We start from the raw sequence: 20,382 nt of genomic DNA, 5'->3' as shown, positions 1-20,382 counted from the left end.
CGCCGGAAACGCCCGGCCCCTCCGGCACCGCCGGATGGCGCGGGGCTTGCTAGAGGGGAAGCACTTCCCGCTCCGTCAGCCGCGCCGTGACGACAAGAAGCCATGTCGATCTTTTTTCGTCAACGTATCGTTGACAATTTATCTACGTTTCTTGAAACTGCCATCAAACGCCACAGAGCGGGCGGCTAGAGGCCGCGAGAGGGGACCTATGCACAGCGTGAACCACCCGCCTCCGTCGCGGCTCGCCCCCGTGCGCCTTGAGCCCACCCGGCCTTCCCGGAGGCCGGCATGATCCGCCGCGCCCTCGACGGCCTTTACCTCGTGGCGGGATGGCTCGCGGGCCTCTTCCTCCTCGCCATCTTCGTGCTGATGATGCTGCTCTCCGTGGGCCGCATCGTCGGTTTCAACATCCCCGCAGGCGACGACTTCGTGGCCTGGTGCATGGCGGCGAGCGCCTTCCTCGGGCTTGCCCACACCTTCCGATCCGGCGAGCTGATCCGTGTCGGCCTCGTCACCGATCATATCCGGGGCAGCGCCAAACGGGTGGTGGAGCTGATCTGCCTCGTCATCGGCACGCTCTCGGTGGGCTTCTTCGCCTGGAACGCGGGGGTGCTCACCTGGGATTCCTACCGCTTCGACGACATCTCGCAGGGCGTCGTCGCCGTGCCCCTGTGGATTCCCCAGCTCGGCTATTCCGGCGGGCTCGTCATCCTCTTCATCGCGTTCGTCGATGAACTGGTGAATGCGCTCATGGGCGGCGCCCCCCGCTACGAGAAGCCGCCGCCGGCCACGGCCGAGGAAGTGGTCGAGCGCGCCATGCAGAGCGGGGTCTGACGCCATGGAAATGATCGAGATTTCCGGTCTCCTGCTCCTACTGCTCATGGCGCTCCTCGCCTGCGGCGTGTGGATTGCCATCGCCCTTCTGGTGGTGGGGTTCGTCGGCATGCAGTTCGTCGCCGGCGGCATTCCCGCTGGCGCTGTGCTCGCGACCACGATCTGGGGCAATTCCGCCTCCTGGACCCTCGCCGCGCTGCCGCTGTTCGTGTGGATGGGCGAGATCCTGTTCCGCACCCGCCTGTCCGAAGAGATGTTCCGCGGCCTAGCACCCTGGCTCAACTGGCTGCCGGGCCGGCTGATGCACGTCAACGTCATCGCCTGCGGCCTCTTCGGCTCGGTGTCCGGCTCCTCCGCCGCCACCTGCGCCACCGTCGCCAAGATCGCCTTGCCGGAACTCAAGAAGCGCGGCTACGACGAGAATGTCAGCCTCGGCTCGCTCGCCGGCGCCGGTACGCTCGGCATCCTCATCCCGCCGTCCATCACCATGGTGGTCTATGCGGTTGCCGCCAACGTCTCCATCATCCAGGTGTTCCTCGCCGGCTTCCTGCCCGGCTTCCTGGTGATGGCGCTCTATTCCGGCTACATCGCGGTGTGGTCGCTGCTCAACCCCACGAAGACCCCGCCTGCCGATCCGCCCCTGCCGTGGCGCGAGAAGATGCGGGAATCGGCGAACCTCATCCCGGTCAGCCTGCTCATCATCTTCGTTTTCGCGGCGCTGCTGTTCGGCTGGGCGACGGCGACGGAATGCGCCGCCTGGGGCGTCGCCGGCTCTCTCGCCATCGCCTGGTGGCAGGGCGCGCTCTCCTGGCCCGCCTTCTGGGCCTCGGTGATGGGGGCGACGCGCCTCACCTGCATGATCATGCTGATCCTCGCGGGCGCCTCCTTCATGTCCACCTCCATGGCCTACACCGGCATTCCGGTGGCCCTCGCCCAGTGGGTGGACAGCCTGCACCTGTCGCCCTACGCCCTCATCGCCGCTTTGACCGTCATGTACATCGTGCTCGGCACGGCGCTCGACGGCCTGTCCATGATCGTGCTGACCACCTCGGTGGTGATCCCGATGATCAAGACCGCCGGCTTCGATCCCATCTGGTTCGGCATCTTCCTGATCCTCGTGGTGGAGATGGCCGAGGTATCGCCGCCGGTAGGCTTCAACCTGTTCGTGCTGCAAACTATGTCCGGCAAGGATTCCAACACAGTCGCGCTGGCATCCCTGCCGTTCTTCTTCCTTCTCGTCGCGGCAGTCGCCATCATCACGGTGTTTCCGCAGATCGTCATGATCCTGCCGGAGCTCGCCTACGGGAACTGACGCACCACTGGACACGTCTTGGCCGGCCCCTCCCCGGTTTCGCGAGGGCTCGATACGTAGGATCAACCCGAAGGAGACTTTGATGTCTGGACTGAAGCGCATCCTCGGCCCGGCCCTCGCGATCGGCGCCCTCGCCTTCGCGGGCCCGGCGCTGGCGCAGACCAAATGGAACCTGCCCTCCGCCTACCCCGCCGACAACCTCCACTCCGAGAACCTCGCCCAGTTCGCCAAGGATGTGGAGACGGCCACCGGCGGCAAGCTCGTCATCACGCTCCATCCCAACGCCTCCCTGTTCAAGGCGCCGGAGATCAAGCGCGCGGTGCAGACCGGGCAGGCTCAGGCCGGCGAGGTGCTCATCTCCATCCACGAGAATGAGGACCCGGTGTTCGGCGTGGACGTGGTGCCCTTCCTCGCCACCTCCTTCGACGCCTCCAAGAAGCTGTGGGACGCCTCCCGCCCGGCGGTGGAGAAGAAGCTCGCCACCCAGGGCATCAAGGTGCTCTATGCCATGCCGTGGCCGCCGCAGGGCCTGTTCTCCAAGATGGCGGTGGAGAAGACCGAGGACCTGAAGGGCGCCAAGTGGCGCGCCTACAATCCCGGCACCTCGCGCATCGGCGAGGCGGTGGGCGCCCAGGCGGTCACCGTGCAGCAGGCCGAGCTCGCCCAGGCGCTCGCCACCGGCGTGGTCAACGCGCTCATCACCTCGTCCGCCACCGGCAACGACGTGAAGATCTGGGAGAGCATCCCCTATTTCTACGACATCCAGGCCTGGCTGCCGAAGAACGTGGTGTTCGTGAACCAGGCCGCCTTCGACGCGCTGGACAAGCCCACCCAGGACGCCGTCCTGAAGGCCGCCGCCGACGCCGAGGCGCGCGGCTGGAAGCTGTCGGAGACCAAGACCAAGGGCTACATGGACACCCTGACCGCCAAGGGCATGAAGGTCGGCCCGCCGTCGCCCGAGCTGAAGGCCGGCTTCGAGAAGATCGGCGGCACCTTGACCGAGGCGTGGCTCGCCAAGGCCGGCGCCACCGGCACGGAGATCATCGCCGCCTACAAGAAGTGAGCTCATGGCCGGGGGCGGCCCGCCCGTCCCCGGCCCTCCCATGGCAGGACCGCACGCACCGTGACCAAAGACGATCCACTCAAGGGGGCGGAGAGCCGCAAGCCGGGCCGCGGCCCCTCCATCGTCTCCTCCGCCCATCTCGCGGACGGCGCATTGCCGGCGCTGTCCGAGTTCGAGTTCGGGCTGAACATGCTCACCCACGCCTACGGGCGCTGGATGGTGCGCTGCATGACCGCCGCCGGCGTGCCGGACCTATCGTCCCTCGACGTGCTTGTGCTGCACCATGTGGTGCATCGCGACCGGCCCAAGACCATCGCCGACCTCTGCCTCGTCCTCGACGTGGAGGACACCCACCTCGTGACCTATGCCGCCAAGAAGCTCCAGGCCCTCGGGCTGGTGCAGGCCGGCCGCCGCGGCAAGGAGAAGACGCTCGCCGCCAGCGAGACCGGCCGCGCCGCATGTGCCCGCTATCGCGAGGTGCGCGAGGCGCTGCTGGCGAACGCGGTCGCCGCCACCGGCATCGATCCCCAGATGCTCTCCGAGATCGCGGCGATGATGCGCACCCTTTCGGGCCATTACGACCAGGCCGCCCGCGCCGCCGCCTCGCTCTGACCCCGCGGCGGTAGCGCGCGCCGGGCTGCGAAAGGACGAGAATCCCCAGCGGCGAATGCATGGTGCGAAGCCGGCATTACGATATGATGCCAAGTCGCCCCTCCACCCGGCTGCCCGAGGATGGACCGCGCCCGATGTGGCTCGACGACTTGCGCCCGTTGCATTTTGGCGAAGCCGATCAGGGCCTGCGCCCGTCCGACGACGCGTTTCGTGACTTCGGCCTCGCCGGAGATGCGGTGACGGAGGAGGTCTCGGCGCACCTCCCGTTCGGCCAGCTGCGGACCTTCTTCCGACCCGGCACCGTGGGGCCGAGGGTGCTGGTGGTGGCGCCCATCGCCGGGGCCTATCCCTTCCTCATGCGCGACCTGGTCGCTGCCCTGCTGCCGGCCGCCGGGCGGGTCGGGGTCACCGACTGGCCCAATGCCCGCTACCTTCCATCCGCCGCCGGGCGTTTCGGCTTCGCCGAGAATTGCCTGGAGACGGCGCAGATGGCCCGGGCGCTGGGGGACGGAGAGGCGGCCGTGCACATGGTGGGAGTGTGCCAGGGGGCGCTGCCGGCCTTTGCTGCGGCCTGCCTGCTCGCCGATGCGGGGCTGCCCCCCGCCAGCCTCAGCCTGATCGGCGGCCCCATAGACCCCTCGCGCAATCCCACCCGGCTGTGGCGCGTGCTGCAGGAGCGTTCGCTGGAGGCGCTGGAAAAGCAGGTAATCGAGGAGGTGCCCGCGGGCTTCCCCGGCGCCGGGCGGTGGGTGTTTCCGGCGTGGCGGCAGATGGATGCCTTCGCCCTCTACCTCTGGCGCCAGGGCGTATGCGGCGGCGAGCTGCCATTCCGCCTCGCCTTCGACGATGGCGACGATCCGATGCGCTTTCCGCTGGCGCGCCTGTGCTGGACCATGATGGACGTGCCCGGCGAGTTCTTCATGGAGAATGTCGCCACCATCTTCCGCGCCAATGCGCTGGCGAAAGGCAGCCTCATGGTGGGCGGCCGGTCGGTGTGCCCCGAGGCCCTTTCCGCCACCACGCTGCTCACCATCGAGGGGGCGGACGACGACATCTCCGCCCAGGGCCAGACCGATGCGGCCCACGATCTCTGCCGCGCTCTGCCCGAGCCGTTCCACCGCCGGCTTGTGGTGCCGGGGAGCGGGCATTTCGGCCTGTTCTACGGGCGCCGGATGCGCGCCACCGTGCTGCCGGCGCTGCTCGAGGCCATGGCGACCGGCGAGGCGGCGCGCCAAGCCTGATCGGTAAGCCTGATCCGAGCGCAAAACGCGCGATTCTCAATGCCCGCGGGCGGCCAGATGCCGGTGCAGCGTGGAGCGGTGGATGCCGAGCCGGCGCGCCGCCTCGGAAATGTTGCCGCCGCTTGCCTTCAGCGCCGCCTCGATGGCGGAGCGCGTGATGGTGCCGAGATCGCTCGCGGGGCGCTCCTCTCCCGCAGGCGCGACAGCTTCCGCGGCGCTGCGGATGTCCGCCGGAAGCGCCTCGATGCCCACCGCCTCGCCGGGCTCGGCGAGGGCGTTGAGCACTCGCAGCACCGCCACCAGCTGGCGGAAGTTGCCGGGCCAGGCGTGGCGGGCGAGAAGGTCACGGCAGCCGGCGGTGAGGGTCGGCGCCGCCGCGCCCGCCCCAGCCATCTCCTGCCACAGGCGATCCACCAGAGCCTCGCGGCCGGCGAGGCTGCGCACGGGGGGCAGGGTCACGGTGTATTGGGCGATGCGGAAATAGAGGTCGGCGCGGAAGGCGCCCTGCTCCACCAGCAGCTTCAGGTCGCGGTGGGAGGCGCAGACGAGGGCGAAGTCCACCTTCACCGCCTTGCCGCCGCCGAGCGGCGTCACCTCCCGCTCCTGCAGGACACGCAACAGGCGGCTCTGCAGCGACAGAGGCATGTCGCCAATCTCGTCGAGGAACAGCACCCCGCCATCCGCCTCGCGGAACAGGCCCTTGAAGCCGGCGCGGCGGGCGCCGGTGAACGCGCCCTCCTCATAGCCGAACAGCTCGGATTCGATGAGCCCTTCCGGCAGCGCGGCGCAATTGACGGCGGCGAAGGCTTGCCCCGCGCGGCCGCCGCGGCGGTGGATCTCGCGCGCGAAAACCTCCTTGCCGGTGCCGGTCTCGCCCTGGATCAGCACCGGGACGTCCGCCGCGACAAGGCGGATGGCCCGCCCGAGCGCCAGCTCTGTCTCGGCGTCGAAGCGCGGCCCGGCGGGCTGGGACAGAGGCGATAGCGCCCGCGCCGATGGCGCGCGCGTCGAAGGCGCCGTCGCGGCGCGGGGCGCGGACAGCTGCCGCTCCAGCCGCAGCACGACGTCACCGTGGGCGGTACGGGCGCGGCGCTCATCACCCGGCCGGCCAAGGCTGCCCTGGAACAGATCGGCGAACCGGCGGGCACCGAGCGCGTCCCAGCCCACCCCCAGCAAGGCGAGGCCTGACCGGTTGGCCGCTACCAGCCGATGATCCTCGAACACGAGGACGCCCTCACGCGCCGTGCCGAGGAAAGAGGGGTCCGCGTGGAAGCGCACCACGTCGCGCCCGGCGAAGGCAGCGTCGAACATGCGGTGCTCCACCTGCCCCACGGCCAGCTCAACTAAAGCGAGGGCGTGCAGGTGCGGCACACTCGCGGGGCCGGACAAATCAAGCACGCCCACGAGCGCGCCGAACGGATCGAGGATGGGGGCGGCGGCGCAGCTGAGGATGCCGTTGGGCTCGGCATAATGCTCGGCGCCGCGCACCTCGATGGGGCGACGCTCCACCAGCGCCGTGCCGATGGCGTTGGTGCCGCTGTCGGCCTCGGCCCAGCTCACGCCGGGGCGCAGCGCGACCTGGGCGGCGCGGTCGGCGAAATCCGCATCGCCCACGGTGTCGAGCACCAGGCCCGACGGATCGGTGAGGATGACGATGCTGTGGGCCGCATTGGCGCTGAGGTGCAGCGCCTCCAGCTCCGGCCGGCAGCGGCGACGCAACGCCTCGGAGCCCTCCCGGCGGGCGGCCAGCTCCGCCTGGGTCAGCGGTTCGGGGCGTCCGCGCCCGCCCACCGGCAGGCCGCGCTCGGCGCAGCGGGTCCAGGACCTCAGGATGGGGAGGGCCAGCGCATGCTCTGTCACCGGCGCGCCGGAGAAGAAGCGCCGCCGCGCGGCCAGCAGCTCCTCCGGCGGAAGCGCCGGCGCAACGGACGGATAAGGCATGGCAGGCGGCATGCGACCCCTCGACTCGCTTCACTCCCCGGCGCGCTGTCGCATTCTGCGACAGGTGTCGCGCCACCTTGTTGTTATGGGCGACAGCTTCGCACGACTATTCGCCGCCCGTAAAGCCGACTGGATCAAAACCGCCAGAGGCTGACAGTAATATCAAGCCTCCGCAATAACTTCCCGCAGTGCAAATAAAGCGGCTGCCGCCTCCTGGGAAATCTGGCACGCCCGCTGCAAACCTCGCCGCACTACCAACGGGAGGGAATAATGAACATACCCGCATTTCTCGCCGGCCAGCACGCGTCCCCCTTCAAGCCCCGCTACGGCAACTTCATCGGCGGCACCTTCGTCGAGCCGGTGAACGGCCGCTATTTCGAGAACACCTCCCCGATCACCGGCAAGGTGATCTGCGAGGTGCCCCGCTCCGACGAGCACGACATCGAGCGCGCGCTCGACGCCGCCCATGCCGCCAAGAAGGCCTGGGGCCGCGCCTCCGCCGCCGACCGCGCGCTGGTGCTTCTCAAGATCGCCGACCGCCTGGAGGCGAACCTCGACCTCCTCGCCCGCGCCGAGACCTGGGACAACGGCAAGCCGATCCGCGAGACGACCCTGGCGGATATTCCGCTCGCCATCGACCATTTCCGCTATTTCGCCGCCTGCGTCCGTGCCCAGGAAGGCACGCTGGGCGAGATCGACCACGACACCATCGCCTATCACTACCATGAGCCCCTCGGCGTGGTCGGCCAGATCATCCCTTGGAACTTCCCCATCCTGATGGCCGCGTGGAAGCTCGCCCCGGCGCTGGCCGCCGGCAATTGCGTGGTGCTGAAGCCCGCCGAGCAGACCCCCGCCTCGATCCTCGTGCTCGCCGAGCTCATCGCCGACCTTCTGCCCCCCGGCGTGCTCAACATCGTCAACGGCTTCGGCCTGGAGGCCGGCAAGCCGCTCGCCTCCTCGCCGCGCATCTCCAAGATCGCCTTCACCGGCGAGACCGGCACCGGCCGGCTCATCATGGGCTATGCCGCGCAGAACCTCATTCCGGTGACGCTGGAACTGGGCGGCAAGTCGCCGAACATCTTCTTCTCCGACGTGGCGGCCGAGGACGACGACTTCCTCGACAAGGCCGTGGAAGGCTTCGTCATGTTCGCCCTCAACCAGGGCGAAGTCTGCACCTGCCCGAGCCGCGCGCTGGTGCAGGAGAGCATGTTCGACAAGTTCATGGAGAAGGCGCTCGCCCGCGTCGCCGCCATCAAGCAGGGCTCGCCGCTCGATCCCTCGACCATGATCGGCGCGCAGGCCTCCTCCGAGCAGATGCACAAGATCCTGTCCTACATCGACATCGGTCGCGCGGAAGGCGCGCAGGTTCTCGCCGGCGGCGAGCGCAACATGCTCACCGGCGAGCTGGCGGACGGCTTCTACGTGAAGCCCACCGTGTTCCTCGGCAAGAACAACATGCGCATCTTCCAGGAAGAGATCTTCGGCCCGGTGGTCTCCGTCACCACCTTCAAGGACGAGGAAGAGGCGCTGCACATCGCCAACGACACGCTCTTCGGCCTCGGCGCCGGCGTGTGGACCCGCGACGGCTCGCGCGCCTATCGCGTCGGTCGTTCGATCGAGGCGGGCCGTGTGTGGACCAACTGCTACCACGCCTACCCGGCCCACGCGGCCTTCGGCGGCTACAAGCAGTCCGGCATCGGCCGCGAGACCCACAAGATGATGCTCGACCACTATCAGCAGACCAAGAATTTGCTGGTGAGCTACTCGCCGAAGAAGCTCGGCTTCTTCTGAGCGCGAACCCCCTCCCGGGGGCTCCTCCGGGGGTGGCCGCGGCCACCCGCGCGCGGCATCGCTCCGTCGGCCCGCGCGGCAGCCGTCCAAGGCGGCCATCCCCGGCTTTTCTTGACGCGTGAACGACCAATAAAAACGGAGGGCCGACAGCCATGCGCTACGACCGCAGACCCGTTTCCCCCGGGTCTGCGGCGTCGGTGGCTGGGGGCGGCACTTGGCGCCCCACTTTTGATCAGAAATGTTACTCCTTGCCGGAGTGCAGCACGCCGCGCCGACCAGGATGTTGCGCTTTTGGGTTGTCGCGCCACTGAAACTCGACAGAGACGGGGATTCGCCATTTCTTAGCAAGGCGATCTACTTCTTTCCAACATTCAGGAGCCGCCTGACCCTGCACGGAGATGCCGAGCTCGGGCAGAAACTTAAATCCCTCCTTGTCGTATGGCTGCGCCTTAGCCGGAATCCTCAGTTCTTGGACCAGTCTTTCGCCATCAATCCCTTTCTTTTTTACTTGCGAAATAATTGTAATTAGGATCGAAGACCATGTCGGTCGATGAAGTTCGTTGCCATTAATGGATGCCGCTAATGGCTTCGTGAAAGTAAGCCCCGGCGTGCTGTTGAGTTGGGGTGGAGCATCGGTCGATGTCGTTGGCTCTGCGGCCGATCCTCGCTCCTGCTCCATGCCGAGGTGCTCCATCATTTCGCGCACGAGGCGATCAATGGTCTCGCTGGGAGTCTTGGTACCGAACCATGTCTTGAGAGTGCTTAGGTCGGAAAAAGTAGCGTCGTTGATCCTGATCACGGGCATCATGAGCCGATCCCCTAACTTGCGATGGGGATATGTTACATATTCTCCCTCCATCGTCTAGAGGATATGTAACATGAAAGCGCCTGTCGATATGCTGAGCCCTCGCTCACCCCTTCCCCGCCTTCAGCAGCGCCAGCAGCCCGGTCAGCAGGTCCACCGGCGTCGGCGGGCAGCCGGGAATCCTGAGGTCCACCGGGATGACGGCTCCGGCGCCGTCCGTCACCGCATAGCTACCCGCGAAGACGCCGCCATTGATGGCGCAGTCGCCGGCCGCCACCACCCATTTCGGGGAGGGGGTGGCGTCATAGGTGCGCTTCAGTGCCTCGGCCATGTTCTTCGCCACCGGGCCGGTCACTAGCAGCACGTCCGCATGGCGGGGCGAGGCGACGAAGCGGATGCCGAAGCGGTCGAGATCGTAGAAGGCATTGCCCAGCGCGTGGATTTCCAGTTCGCAGCCGTTGCAGGACCCCGCATCCACCTCGCGGATGGAGAGGCTGCGGCCGAGCCGGGCGCGGGCGGCGGCGTCGAGCTCGCGCGCAAGGGCCTCCACCGCCGCGTCGTCCGGGGCGGCCTCGGTGAGGGGGGCCTTGAGGAGGCCCTGGAGCAGGAGCTTGCGCATCGTCGGCCCCTATAAGTCCACGCCCGAATAGGAGCAGTTGAAGGATTTGTTGCAGAGGGGGAAGTCGGCGACGATGTTGCCCTCGATGGCGGTCTCCAGCAGCGGCCACTGGAACCAGGAGGGATCGCGCAGGTGCGCCCGTCGCACCCGCCCGTCGCCCTCCAGTGCCACGAAGGCGAAGACGTCGCCGCGGAAGCTCTCCACCAGCGCCACACCCTCCCCGCCGCCGGGCGGAACCGGCACCAGCGTGTCGCCCTTGGGCAGCGTGTCGAGGAGGCGGACGATGAGGCCGAGGCTCTCCTCCACCTCGGCCACCCGCACGCGGATGCGCGCATCCACATCCCCCTCCCGCCGAACCGGCACCTCGAAGGGCAGATGATCGTAAGGCGCATAAGGCAGGGCCCGGCGCGCGTCGAAGCCGCGGCCGGACGCGCGGCCGACGTAGCCTCCGGCGCCAAAGGCGCGCACATAGTCGCCCTTGGTGACGCCGGTGCCCACGGTCCGATCCTGCAAGGATGCGGTGTCGTCATAGAGCTTCACCAGCGGCGGAAAGGCGCGACGCGCCTGCGCCACCAGCGCGCGGATGGCACCTGCCGCCTCCGGCGAGAGATCCCGCGCGACGCCGCCGGGGATGATCTGGTCCATCATCAGCCGGTGGCCGAAAGCCCGCGCGCCGGTGCGCAGCACCGCTTCGCGCAGCACGCCGCAATGGGCGAGCATGAGGGCGAAGGCAGCATCATTGCAGATGGCGCCGATATCGCCGAGATGGTTGGCGAGGCGCTCCAGCTCCGCCATCACGGCGCGGATCGCATGGGCGCGCTCGGGCACCGCAAGGCTCTGCGCCGCCTCCACCGCGCGGCAGAAGGCGAGGGCATAGGCGACCGTGCTGTCGCCGGAGTGGCGGCCGGCGATGCGCGCGGCATCCGCCGGTGCGCGGCCCGCCATCAGGCTTTCGAGCCCCTTGTGGACGTAACCGAGCCGCGCTTCCAGACGCACCACCGTCTCGCCATAGGCGGAGAAGCGGAAATGCCCCGGCTCGATGATGCCCGCATGCACCGGGCCGACGGGGATCTGGTGCAGCCCCTCCCCTTCCGCCGGCAGCAGCGGATAGACGGCCCCATCGGCCTCGGCTTCACGTCCTTCGCCGAGGGGGTGGCGCACGCCCCAGCGGTTATGGTCGAGCCAGGCGCGCGCGTCTGGCGCGCCCTCCGCCCGGAGCCCGAAGAGATCGCAGGCGGTGCGCTCCAGCCGTGCCGCAGGCGGATGGCGCAGCGCCACCGAAGGGAAGGCGCCGTCCGGACACCGGCAGGTGGCGATGGCGACGCGCCCGGCGGCCTCGTCGAGAAGTGCCATATGTACCGTCAGCCCGGCGTCGTCCCTGTCGCCCCACAGGGCCGAGAGCGTGAGGCGTCCAGCCGCCAGATCGAGGGCGAGGGCGTGCCACGCATCCAAGCTCACCACCGCACGCGGCCACGGACGGCATGGGCCGTTGCGGCCATCGGCGAAGAGCGCGGCGAATGCATCCATGCGCTCCTCCTAGCCCATCACCGCGGCGACGTGGCGGAACCAGGCCACCAGCTGCGGCGGCAGATAAAGCCCGGCGGTGAAGACCAAAGCGAGGTGGAGGCCGAGAGGCAGGTAGCCCGCCTTCACCGGCGCTGTGCCCGGGCTGGGCGGTCCGAAGGCGAAGCCGGAGAGCTTCACCATCAGCGCGCCGAAGGCGAGGAGCAGTCCCAGCACCAGCGGCAGCGCCAGCAGGGGCATGTCGGCGAAGGCCGAGGTGACGATGAGGAATTCGCTCATGAACACCCCCGACGGTGGCAGGCCGGCGATGGCCATCACCGCCGCCACGAGACTCCAGCCCAAAAGTGGATGCGAGGTGGTGAGGCCGCGGATGTCGGCAAGCTTCTGCGTGCCCTTCACCTGGCACGCCTGGCCCACGGCGAAGAAGATCGCCGATTTGGTCAGGCTGTGCATGGTCATGTGAAGCAGAGCGGCGAAATTGGCGAGCGGCCCGCCGAGCCCGAAGGCGAAGGCGATCAGCCCCATGTGCTCGATGGAGGAATAGGCGAACAGGCGCTTGATGTCCCGCCGCCGGTACAGCATCAGGCCACCGAGCAGCAGCGAGCCGAGGCCCATGGCCATCATCAGCGGTCCCGGCGCCACGGTGCCGGGATGAGCCGCCATCAGCAGCTTGAAGCGCAGCACGGCATAGAGCGCCACGTTGAGCAGGAGGCCCGAGAGCACCGCCGACACCGGCGTCGGCCCCTCGGAATGGGCATCGGGCAGCCATGCGTGCAGCGGCGCGAGGCCAACCTTGGTGCCGTAGCCAAGCAGCAGGAAGACGAAAGCGACGTTGAGCAGCACCGGATCGAAATCGCGGGCGTGCGCCATCAGCACGCTCCAGATCATCCCGTCGGCGCCCTCCCCCACCACCGGCTGCGCCACCATGTAGACGAGGATCGTGCCGAACAGCGCGAGGGCGATGCCCACCGAGCCGAGCATGAAGTATTTCCAAGCGGCCTCGATGGCCGCCTCGGTGCGGTAGAGGCCGACCATGAGCACGGTGGTGAGCGTCGCCACCTCGATGGCCACCCACATCACCCCGAGATTGTTGGAGAGCAGCGCCAGCGTCATGGCGCCGAGCAGCACCTGATACATGGCGTGGTAGAAGCGCAGGTTGAGGGGTGTGAGCCGGCCGGTCTCCAGCTCGTGGGCGATATAGCCCGCGCTGTACCATGCGGTGGTGAAGGCCACGAAGCTGTTCAGCACCACGAAGACGATGTTGAGGTCGTCGACGATGAGGAACGGCCCCGCCACGCGCGGCGCGAAGAGCAGCGCCAGCGCGGCGCAGAAGGCGAGGCCGCAGGCCGCAACGTTCAGCGCCGCCGCCACCCGGTATGAGGCGACCAGCCCCAGCGCCAGAGCCGCCACGGCGGGGATGGCGATGAGCCAGACGGCGGGGTGCGGCAGGAGGCTTGCCAGGTGCAGGCTTGCCAGGTGCAGGCTTGCCAGGTGCAGGCTCACCAGCGCCCTCCCCGGAAGCGGTCGAGGGCGTCCACGTCCACGGTGTCGAAGCGCTCGCGGATGCGGAACAGGAAGATGCCGATGACGATGAGGGCGATCAGCACGGAGAAGGCGACGGAAATCTCCACCACCAGCGGCATGCCCTTGGCGCCGGTGGCCGCGAGGATGAGGCCGTTCTCCAGCGACATGAAGCCCACCACCTGGCTCACCGCATTGCGCCGCGTCACCATCATCAGCAGGCCGAGCAGCACCACCGAGAGGGCGAAGGCGAGATCCTCCCGCGCCAGGGCGCCGGCGGTTGCGGTGGCCTTCAGCATCACCACCAGCGACAGCGCGACGAGGGCGATGCCGGCGAGCATGGTGGGCCCCACCGAGACCACTGTCTCCACCTGACGATGGATGCCGAGGCGCGCCACCATCCGGCGCAGCGCCAGCGGGATCACCACCGCCTTGAACGCCAGCGCGATGGCGGCGGTGACGTAGAGATGCGCCGCATCCTGCGCGAAGGCTTGCCAGGCCACCGAGAAGGCCAGCACCACCGCCTGCAAGGCGAAGACGGTGATGAGGGCGTAGAGCCGGTCCTGGTAGAGCATCAGGAAGCTGATGAGCACGAGGCCGCCGGCGAACATGTGCGCCACGTCGAACACGAGGCTGGCGGAGAGCGCGGTGTCGACGAGGGTGGGGGAGATCGCGTTGGGCATGGCTCAGAGGATCCCCGACACGAACAGCAGGAGCGTCCCGAGCAGCCCCAGCATGAGGGCGGCGCCGAGGAAGTCGGGCACGCGGAACACCCGCATCTTGGCGATGGAGGTCTCGAACACGGCGAGCAGTACCGCGCCCGCCGCGAGCTTGCCGGCATAGCTCGCCATGCCGAGCGCGAAGGCGCCCAAAGGCGCAAGGGCAAAGTCGCCGGGCGCGAAGCCCGGCCCGGCCGGCGCTAGGCCCCACGGCACGAACACGCAGGCGACGAGGGACAGGAACAGCAGCAGCTTGAGCTGGCCGGCGAGCTCGATGAGGGCGAGGTGACGGCCGGAATATTCCAGCACCATGGCCTCGTGCACCATGGTCAATTCAAGATGGGTGGCGGGATTGTCCACCGGGATGCGCCCGTTCTCGGCCACCGCCACCAGGAGCAGGGCGATGAGGGCGAGCGCAAGGGAGACCCGTACCCCCACGCCCGCCAGCATCACCCCTGCGATGGTGGAGAGCTGGGTGGAATGGGCGACGAGGGCGAGGGAGAAGACGATCATGATCATCGCCGGCTCGGCGAGGGAGGAGATCATCACCTCGCGGCTCGAGCCGATGCCGCCGAAGCTCGTGCCCACGTCCATGCCGGCCAGCGCCAGGAAGAAGCGGGCCGCCCCGAGGAGAGCGGTGATGGCGATGAGGTCCGCCGTCCAGGAGAAGATGAGCCCGGTTGCGAACGTCGGCACCAGCGCCGCCGCCACCCAGGTCGCGGCGAAGACCAGATAGGGTACGGCGCGGAACAGCCAGGAGGCGTTGTGCGCCAGCACCGCCTCCTTGTGGAGAAGCCGGGCGAGGTCCCGATAGGGCTGGAACAGCGAGGCGCCGCGCCGGCGCGTGAGCCGTGCCTTCACCTTCCTCACGAGGCCGGTGAGGAGCGGCGCCAGGGCCAGCACCAGAAGCATCTGGGTGCCCTGGACGAGGATCTGCGCCATCAGCTCCATAGCGCGAGCACCAGAAGCAGCAACACCAGCGCGCCGAACACCAGCGCCAGATACTGGCGGATGGTGAGGAACTGGAGCGCGTTGGCGCGCCCGGCCACCGCATCCACCGCCGCGGCGAGCGGCAGATAGAGGAACGTCCACGCCGGGTCACGGGCGGAAAGGGTGAGCCGCGCCGGCGCGAGGGATCCGGGCGGCGGCATCTCCACGCGTTCACGGGCGGCGAAGAGGGAGCGGGCGAACACCCGGCGGATAGGCTGGGCGAAGGAACCGGCGGAATATTGCGTCACCGGATCGGCATCGGGAAAGCCGCAGTCCCACGGCGGAGCGCGGCGCACGGCGCGCGTGGCGAAGCGGTGGATGGCGGCTGCAGCAGCGAGCGCCGAGACGGCGATGAAGACGCAGACGAGAAGCCCGTTGTAGGACGAACGGCTCTCCGCAACCGGGATGATGGAGAGCCACGCCACCGACCCCTGCGGCGGCATGCGCTCGCCCATCACGGCGCCAACCGCCGGCTGGAGCGCGTCGATGACGAAGCCCGGGAAGAGCCCCGCGAACCCGCAGGCGAGGGCGAGCGCGACCATGGCGGCGCGCGAAAAGCCGTCCACTTCCCGGGCTCCAGCCGCGGCGTCGCTGCGGGGGCGGCCGAGGAACACGATGCCGTAAAGCCGGACGAAACAGGCAGCCGCCAGCGCCGCCGCCAGCGCCATCAGCGCCCCCACCGCCGGCACCAGCAGCTTCAGGCCCCAGGCGGGGAGCTCCGGGCTCAGCAGGATGGCCTGGAAGATCAGCCATTCGGACGCGAAGCCGTTCAGCGGTGGCAAGGCGGAGATGGCGGCGCAGCCCACCAGCATGAGGGCGGCGGTTGCCGGCATGCGGTGGATGAGGCCGCCGAGGCGATCCATCTGCCGCGTGCCGGTGGCGGTGAGCACCGCGCCCGCGCCGAAGAACAGCAGGCTCTTCATGGCCGCATGGTTGAGCGCGTGGAACAGCGCCGCGGTGAAGGCGAGGGACGCGGCGGCGGCAAAGCCGTTGCCCCGGAAGGCGAGGGCGAGGCCGAGGCCGACGAAGACGAGGCCGATGTTCTCGATGGTGCTGAAGGCGAGCACCCGCTTGGTGTCGCCCTGGAGCAGCGCCTGGAGCACCCCCACCACCGCGGCGGTGCCGCCGGCGGCGAGAACCGGAATGCCCCACCACCAGGCCGGCGGCCCGGCAAGGTCGAAGACGATGCGGATGAAGCCGTAGACGGCGACCTTGGTCATCACGCCGCTCATCAACGCGGAGACGTGGCTCGGCGCTGCCGGATGGGCCAGCGGCAGCCAGACGTGGAGCGGCACGAGACCGGCCTTCGATCCCGCGCCGACGAGCGCTAGGGTGAGCACGACGGCGCCGGCCCAGCCGCCGGGCCCGCCGGCGCGCAGGGCATCGAAGGTGAAGCCACCCGTGCCGTGCTCCGCCAGCAGCCCGAAGGCGAGCATCAGCGCCAGCGTGCCGAACGCCGCCATCACCAGATAGACGAGGCCAGCCCGCACGTTGCCGGGCTCCGCGTCGTGCGACACCACCAGCGCCCAGGAGGCGAGCGACATAAATTCCCACGCCAGGAGGAAGCTGTAGGCGTCATCGGCCAGCGGCACGAGACTCATGCCGGCGATGAAAGCGGGGAAGAAGGGCAGCACCCGGCCGGGCGCGGGGTCGTGCCGGCCGTAGCCGAGACCATAGAGGCTGGCTGCCGCGGCGCCGAGATTGACCAGCAGGAGGAAGACCGCGGAGAGGGAATCGAGCCGCAGATGGGCGCCGCTCCACGGCAGGCCGAGGGGGAGCACAAGCGCGCCGGCGGGACCACCGAACGCCGTCGCCGCCGAGAGGCCGGCGAGGAGCGTAACCCCGAGCGAGCCGCCATAGACGACGGCGCGGCCTGACGGCCGGCGCGCGAAGATAATGCCCGCCGCAGAGAGAACAAGAAGCGCGGCCACCGCCGCCACCGCGCCCAGCATCTGGGGCGTCGCGGCGAGTTCGGGCGGCAGCGCGGAGGGGACCATGCCTATGCCCCGGCGGTGGGTCCGCGCGGCGGCACCTTGAGGCGCACGCCGCGTCCCCCACTCTCGCTGCTCGCGCCTTCGCCGATCAACTCGACGCCGGCGCCTTCTAGCGCGCCGACGAGCTTCATCAGTGAATCCACATTGCCACGGATCACCCCATCGCTTGCTTCCATCCGCTGGATGGTCGGCAGCGACAAGCCGCACAGGCCGGCGAGCGCGCGCTGGTCGAGGCCGAGGAGCGCGCGGGCGGCACGGAGCTGGGCAGCGGTGATCACGGCAGCTGGACCGAGGCGTGGAGGTTGATTTCTCCTGTTTACGCCTGCGTTATTCCATGTTCAAGCTTTACTTATGATGCTTTAAACATCACGCATGCACGGAGCGCGACGCGGTGCCGCCCCGCGCTCCGGTTCGCGCTCACACTTCACGGATGTCGTTGGCGACCCGGGCGAGGATCTCGACGATTCGCGTCTCGGCCCCGCGGTTCTGCTCCAGCTTCTCGCGGGCGACATCCCGCAGGTTCTCCAGCGCGGCTTCCACGAGGCGGGGCAACTCGGCGCCCTGGCTCGGGCCGTTCTCGCTCCAGCCCATCCACTTCCGCACGCGGCCCATCTTCAGGCCGATCTCCGACAGGCGACCGATGATGGCGTCGGCAAAATCGCGGTTCTCGGCAAGGTAGGCGCGGCCTTCCTCGGTGATGGCGTACCGCTTCTTCGCGCCCTCCGTCTCGGCCGTCACATAGCCCGCCTCCTCCAGGAAGGTGAGGGTGGGATAGACCACGCCGGGGCTCGGCGAGTACCAGCCGGCGGTCTTGTCTTCGATCAGCTTGATGATCTCGTAGCCGTGCCGCGGCTGCTCGGCGATGAGCGACAGCGCCAGAAGCTTCAGGTCGCCCTGCGCCAGCATGCGGCCGATGCGAAACATATCGCCCCCGCCGCGCCCGCCACGGCCGAAGCCGCCGCCCCGGTGCGGACCCATCTCGCCGCGCCCGCGGCCATTGAACTCGAACTCGCCGTCATGACGGCCGCGGAAATCGTGGTCGCCCCCGTGCCGGCCGCGGTGGGAGTGACCCTCAAAGTCACGCCTGCATCCGAACATCTGTTCGTCTCCTAAGATATGTCATTAGATACAACGACGACGGTTATATCGTTAGATATATCGAAAAGACAAGTCGCTTCTGTCGGCCGTGTTCAACCTTTCTTGAAGGAGGCGCCTGCAGCATGCTTTGGGATCAGCACGGGGACCCGCGATGGCCATGACAGATGCGGACAAGGCGGCCCGCGCCGCCCACGGCCTGCTGTCGGCCGCAGCGCCCGACGTGGCCGCCGCGGCCGCGGCCTGGCTGGCGCGGCTCGGCCACGAGCGCCGGCTATCGGCCAAGACGCGCGAGGCATATGCCCGCGACCTCTCCATGGTGCTGCTGCGCCTGACCGAGCACCTGGGCCAGCGACCGACCCTTGCCGATCTCGCCGGGCTCGCTCCCGCCGACGTGCGCGCGGTGCTGGCTGCCCGCCGGGCCGACGGAGTGGCTCCGCGCACGGTGGTGCGGCTGCTGGCGGCCGCACGCTCCTTCGCCCGCCATCTGGAGCGCGAGGGCCAGGGCAAGGTCGGCGCGCTTACCGCCGTGCGCGCCCCCAAGGTGCCCCACAGCCTGCCGAAGCCGGTGTCGGTGGAGGCCGCCCGCGCCCTCGCCGACCCCGCGACCCGTGCCGGCGAGGCGCGCGAGCCCTGGGTGCTGGCGCGGGACGCGGCGGTGATCGCCTTGCTCTATGGCGCGGGCCTGCGCATCTCGGAGGCCCTCGGCCTCACCCCGCGCGATTTTCCGCCGGGCGCGAACCAGCTCACCGTCACGGGCAAGGGGCAGAAGACCCGGATGGTGCCGCTGATCGCCCCTGTCGCGGCGGCCGTGACGGCGTATCGCGAGCTCTGCCCGTTCAGCCCGGCGCCGGACGCGCCCCTGTTCCGCGGAGCGAAGGGCGGCCCGCTCTCGCCGCGCATCGTCCAGTTGGCAGTGGCGCGCATGCGCGGCGCCCTCGGCCTCGCCGACACGGCGACGCCGCACGCCTTGCGCCATTCCTTCGCCACCCATCTCCTGTCGCGGGGCGGGGATCTCAGGGCGATCCAGGAGCTTCTGGGCCATGCCTCCCTGTCCACCACCCAGATCTATACTCAGGTGGATGCAGCCGCCCTCATGAGCGCCTGGCGCGCCGCCCATCCCCGCGCCAGCGCGCGCCGCTGAAAGGTGATGACATGTCCTTCACGCCCGTCCGCCCCGTCATCGAGCATCTGTCCGTCACAACGGTGGACTTTGCCCGTGCCGTACGCTTCTACGATGCCGTTCTCGCGCCCCTGGGCCTCGTCCGCGTGGCCGACCATGAGGAGCCGGAGGGGGCCTCCGCCTGCTGGGGCCCGCCCGGCACTCTGCCCGCTCCCGAAGGCGCCATCGGCACGGCGCCGTTCTGGGTCCAGCTGCGCGACGGCCCGGTGAACCCGCCCCCCGGCACCCACATCGCCTTCTGCGCCGCCGACACGGCAGCGGTGGAAGCCTTCCATGCGGCGGGACTTATCGCCGGCGGCTCCGACTACGGCGCACCGGGGCTGCGGCCGCAGTACGGCCCCGGCTATTACGCCGCCTTCCTGATGGATCCCGACGGCTGGCGCATCGAGGCCGTCACCTACATCTAGAGGCGGGCGCCGGTCAGCCCTGCTCGGCGAGGAGCCGGGCCACCGCCGCACGCAGCTCGGGAAAGCCGGCGCCGGTGTTGCTGGAGGTGGGATAGGCCTGCGGATAGGCGGCGGGCCGGCGGCGGATCTTGTCCTCCACAGCGGCGATCACGCCGGGCAACGCGCTGGGTTTCACCTGGTCGGTCTTGGTGAGGATGATGGCGTAGGACACCGCCGCCTTGTCGAGGAGGTCGAGGATCTCCTCGTCCACCGGCTTGATGCCGTGGCGGGAATCGATGAGCACGAACACCCGCGCGAGGTTCACCCGCCCGCGCAGATAGGCCTTGATGGTGCGCGTCCAGGCATCCACCTTCTCTTTTGGCGCCTTGGCGAAGCCGTATCCCGGCATGTCCACGAGCGACAGCTCGGGCCCCACTCGGAAAAAGATCAGCTCCTGCGTGCGGCCGGGGGTCACCGAGGTGCGCGCCAGCGCCTTGCGCCCGGTGAGCGCGTTGACGAGGGACGACTTGCCCACATTGGACCGGCCGGCCAGAGCGATCTCCAGCCCCTGCATGGGGGGCAGCACCTCGACGGTGGGCGCGGCGGTGACGAACTGCCATTCGCCGGCGAACAGCAGGCGGCCGGTTTCGAGGAAGGGATCTTCGGCGGGGGCGGTGTCGGTCATCGACGCCTTATCCTAGAGCCGGGCGGCCGGCGCAAGGCGGGCGGGTCGCCCGACAAGGAGCAGCCCT

19 protein-coding genes are annotated in these 20,382 nt (G+C 69.1%); 8 read left to right on the top strand and 11 right to left on the bottom strand.

The features are described 5' to 3' along the window. Positions 1 to 288: 288 nt before the first annotated feature. The 5 genes from ABLE93_RS16280 to ABLE93_RS16260 all read left to right on the top strand — a co-directional run bounded on the left by ABLE93_RS16280 (position 289) and on the right by ABLE93_RS16260 (position 5,062). Positions 289 to 834 (top strand): TRAP transporter small permease, encoded by a 546-nt coding sequence (locus ABLE93_RS16280; RefSeq protein ID WP_348840894.1) that lies wholly within the window; start codon positions 289 to 291, stop codon positions 832 to 834. Positions 835 to 838: 4 nt separating this feature from the next. Continuing rightward, the gene (locus ABLE93_RS16275) at positions 839 to 2,146 is read left to right on the top strand and encodes a TRAP transporter large permease (protein WP_348840893.1); all 1,308 of its coding nucleotides are present in this window, start codon (positions 839 to 841) and stop codon (positions 2,144 to 2,146) included. 82 nt (positions 2,147 to 2,228) lie between these two features. Next, positions 2,229 to 3,209, top strand: a complete 981-nt coding sequence (locus ABLE93_RS16270) for a TRAP transporter substrate-binding protein (RefSeq protein ID WP_348840892.1) — start codon at positions 2,229 to 2,231, stop codon at positions 3,207 to 3,209. 60 nt (positions 3,210 to 3,269) lie between these two features. Further along, positions 3,270 to 3,821: a winged helix DNA-binding protein gene (locus tag ABLE93_RS16265; protein ID WP_348840891.1), complete on the top strand. Its 552-nt coding sequence runs from the start codon at positions 3,270 to 3,272 to the stop codon at positions 3,819 to 3,821. Positions 3,822 to 3,955: 134 nt separating this feature from the next. After that, the gene (locus ABLE93_RS16260) at positions 3,956 to 5,062 is read left to right on the top strand and encodes a hypothetical protein (RefSeq protein WP_348840890.1); all 1,107 of its coding nucleotides are present in this window, start codon (positions 3,956 to 3,958) and stop codon (positions 5,060 to 5,062) included. A gap of 36 nt (positions 5,063 to 5,098) precedes the next feature. Here the strand turns inward: ABLE93_RS16260 and ABLE93_RS16255 are convergent, their stop codons facing one another. Beyond that, positions 5,099 to 7,015, bottom strand: a complete 1,917-nt coding sequence (locus ABLE93_RS16255; RefSeq protein ID WP_348840889.1) for a sigma-54-dependent Fis family transcriptional regulator — start codon at positions 7,013 to 7,015, stop codon at positions 5,099 to 5,101. Between the two features lie 258 nt (positions 7,016 to 7,273). Between ABLE93_RS16255 and adh the strand changes: the two genes are divergently transcribed. Beyond that, positions 7,274 to 8,794, top strand: coding sequence for an aldehyde dehydrogenase (gene adh, locus ABLE93_RS16250; RefSeq protein WP_348840888.1), 1,521 nt, complete (start codon positions 7,274 to 7,276; stop codon positions 8,792 to 8,794). Between the two features lie 241 nt (positions 8,795 to 9,035). On the opposite strand, the gene ABLE93_RS16245 is transcribed toward adh, so the two are convergent. The 9 genes from ABLE93_RS16245 to ABLE93_RS16205 all read right to left on the bottom strand — a co-directional run bounded on the left by ABLE93_RS16245 (position 9,036) and on the right by ABLE93_RS16205 (position 18,064). After that, a complete protein-coding gene (locus ABLE93_RS16245; protein ID WP_348840887.1) occupies positions 9,036 to 9,602 on the bottom strand; it encodes a T4SS efffector SepA family protein in 567 nt (188 codons plus the stop codon). Positions 9,603 to 9,705: 103 nt separating this feature from the next. Next, a complete protein-coding gene (locus ABLE93_RS16240; protein WP_348840886.1) occupies positions 9,706 to 10,218 on the bottom strand; it encodes an NADH-quinone oxidoreductase subunit B family protein in 513 nt (170 codons plus the stop codon). A 9-nt stretch (positions 10,219 to 10,227) separates the two neighbouring features. Next, positions 10,228 to 11,745 (bottom strand): hydrogenase large subunit, encoded by a 1,518-nt coding sequence (locus tag ABLE93_RS16235; protein WP_348840885.1) that lies wholly within the window; start codon positions 11,743 to 11,745, stop codon positions 10,228 to 10,230. A gap of 9 nt (positions 11,746 to 11,754) precedes the next feature. After that, positions 11,755 to 13,203, bottom strand: coding sequence for a hydrogenase 4 subunit F (locus ABLE93_RS16230; protein WP_510183043.1), 1,449 nt, complete (start codon positions 13,201 to 13,203; stop codon positions 11,755 to 11,757). A gap of 38 nt (positions 13,204 to 13,241) precedes the next feature. Then, positions 13,242 to 13,946: a hydrogenase-4 component E gene (locus ABLE93_RS16225; protein ID WP_348840884.1), complete on the bottom strand. Its 705-nt coding sequence runs from the start codon at positions 13,944 to 13,946 to the stop codon at positions 13,242 to 13,244. 3 nt (positions 13,947 to 13,949) lie between these two features. Further along, positions 13,950 to 14,933, bottom strand: coding sequence for a respiratory chain complex I subunit 1 family protein (locus ABLE93_RS16220; protein ID WP_348840883.1), 984 nt, complete (start codon positions 14,931 to 14,933; stop codon positions 13,950 to 13,952). Beyond that, on the bottom strand, positions 14,924 to 16,969 hold the full coding sequence (gene hyfB, locus ABLE93_RS16215) for a hydrogenase 4 subunit B (RefSeq protein WP_348840882.1): 2,046 nt from the start codon (positions 16,967 to 16,969) through the stop codon (positions 14,924 to 14,926). Before hyfB ends, ABLE93_RS16220 begins: the two co-directional genes overlap by 10 nt. A gap of 2 nt (positions 16,970 to 16,971) precedes the next feature. Then, positions 16,972 to 17,244 carry a helix-turn-helix domain-containing protein gene (locus ABLE93_RS16210; protein ID WP_348840880.1) on the bottom strand — a complete coding sequence of 91 codons (273 nt, stop codon included), beginning with the start codon at positions 17,242 to 17,244 and terminating at the stop codon, positions 16,972 to 16,974. A 139-nt stretch (positions 17,245 to 17,383) separates the two neighbouring features. After that, a complete protein-coding gene (locus ABLE93_RS16205) occupies positions 17,384 to 18,064 on the bottom strand; it encodes a PadR family transcriptional regulator (RefSeq protein WP_510183041.1) in 681 nt (226 codons plus the stop codon). A 151-nt stretch (positions 18,065 to 18,215) separates the two neighbouring features. On the opposite strand from ABLE93_RS16205, the gene ABLE93_RS16200 reads away from it, so the two are divergent. Then, positions 18,216 to 19,205 (top strand): tyrosine recombinase XerC, encoded by a 990-nt coding sequence (locus ABLE93_RS16200; protein ID WP_348840879.1) that lies wholly within the window; start codon positions 18,216 to 18,218, stop codon positions 19,203 to 19,205. Positions 19,206 to 19,216: 11 nt separating this feature from the next. Further along, complete coding sequence (locus ABLE93_RS16195; protein ID WP_348840878.1) at positions 19,217 to 19,651, top strand: VOC family protein; 435 nt, start codon at positions 19,217 to 19,219, stop codon at positions 19,649 to 19,651. 13 nt (positions 19,652 to 19,664) lie between these two features. On the opposite strand, the gene yihA is transcribed toward ABLE93_RS16195, so the two are convergent. After that, entirely contained in the window at positions 19,665 to 20,315 is a 651-nt protein-coding gene (yihA, locus tag ABLE93_RS16190; RefSeq protein WP_348840877.1) for a ribosome biogenesis GTP-binding protein YihA/YsxC, read from the bottom strand. Positions 20,316 to 20,382 lie beyond the last annotated feature (67 nt).

This window comes from Xanthobacter pollutisoli (assembly GCF_040044995.1).
Taxonomy (GTDB): domain Bacteria; phylum Pseudomonadota; class Alphaproteobacteria; order Rhizobiales; family Xanthobacteraceae; genus Xanthobacter.
The sequence above is the reverse complement of the archived record's forward strand: the minus strand, read 5'-3'. Positions and strand labels throughout refer to the sequence as shown.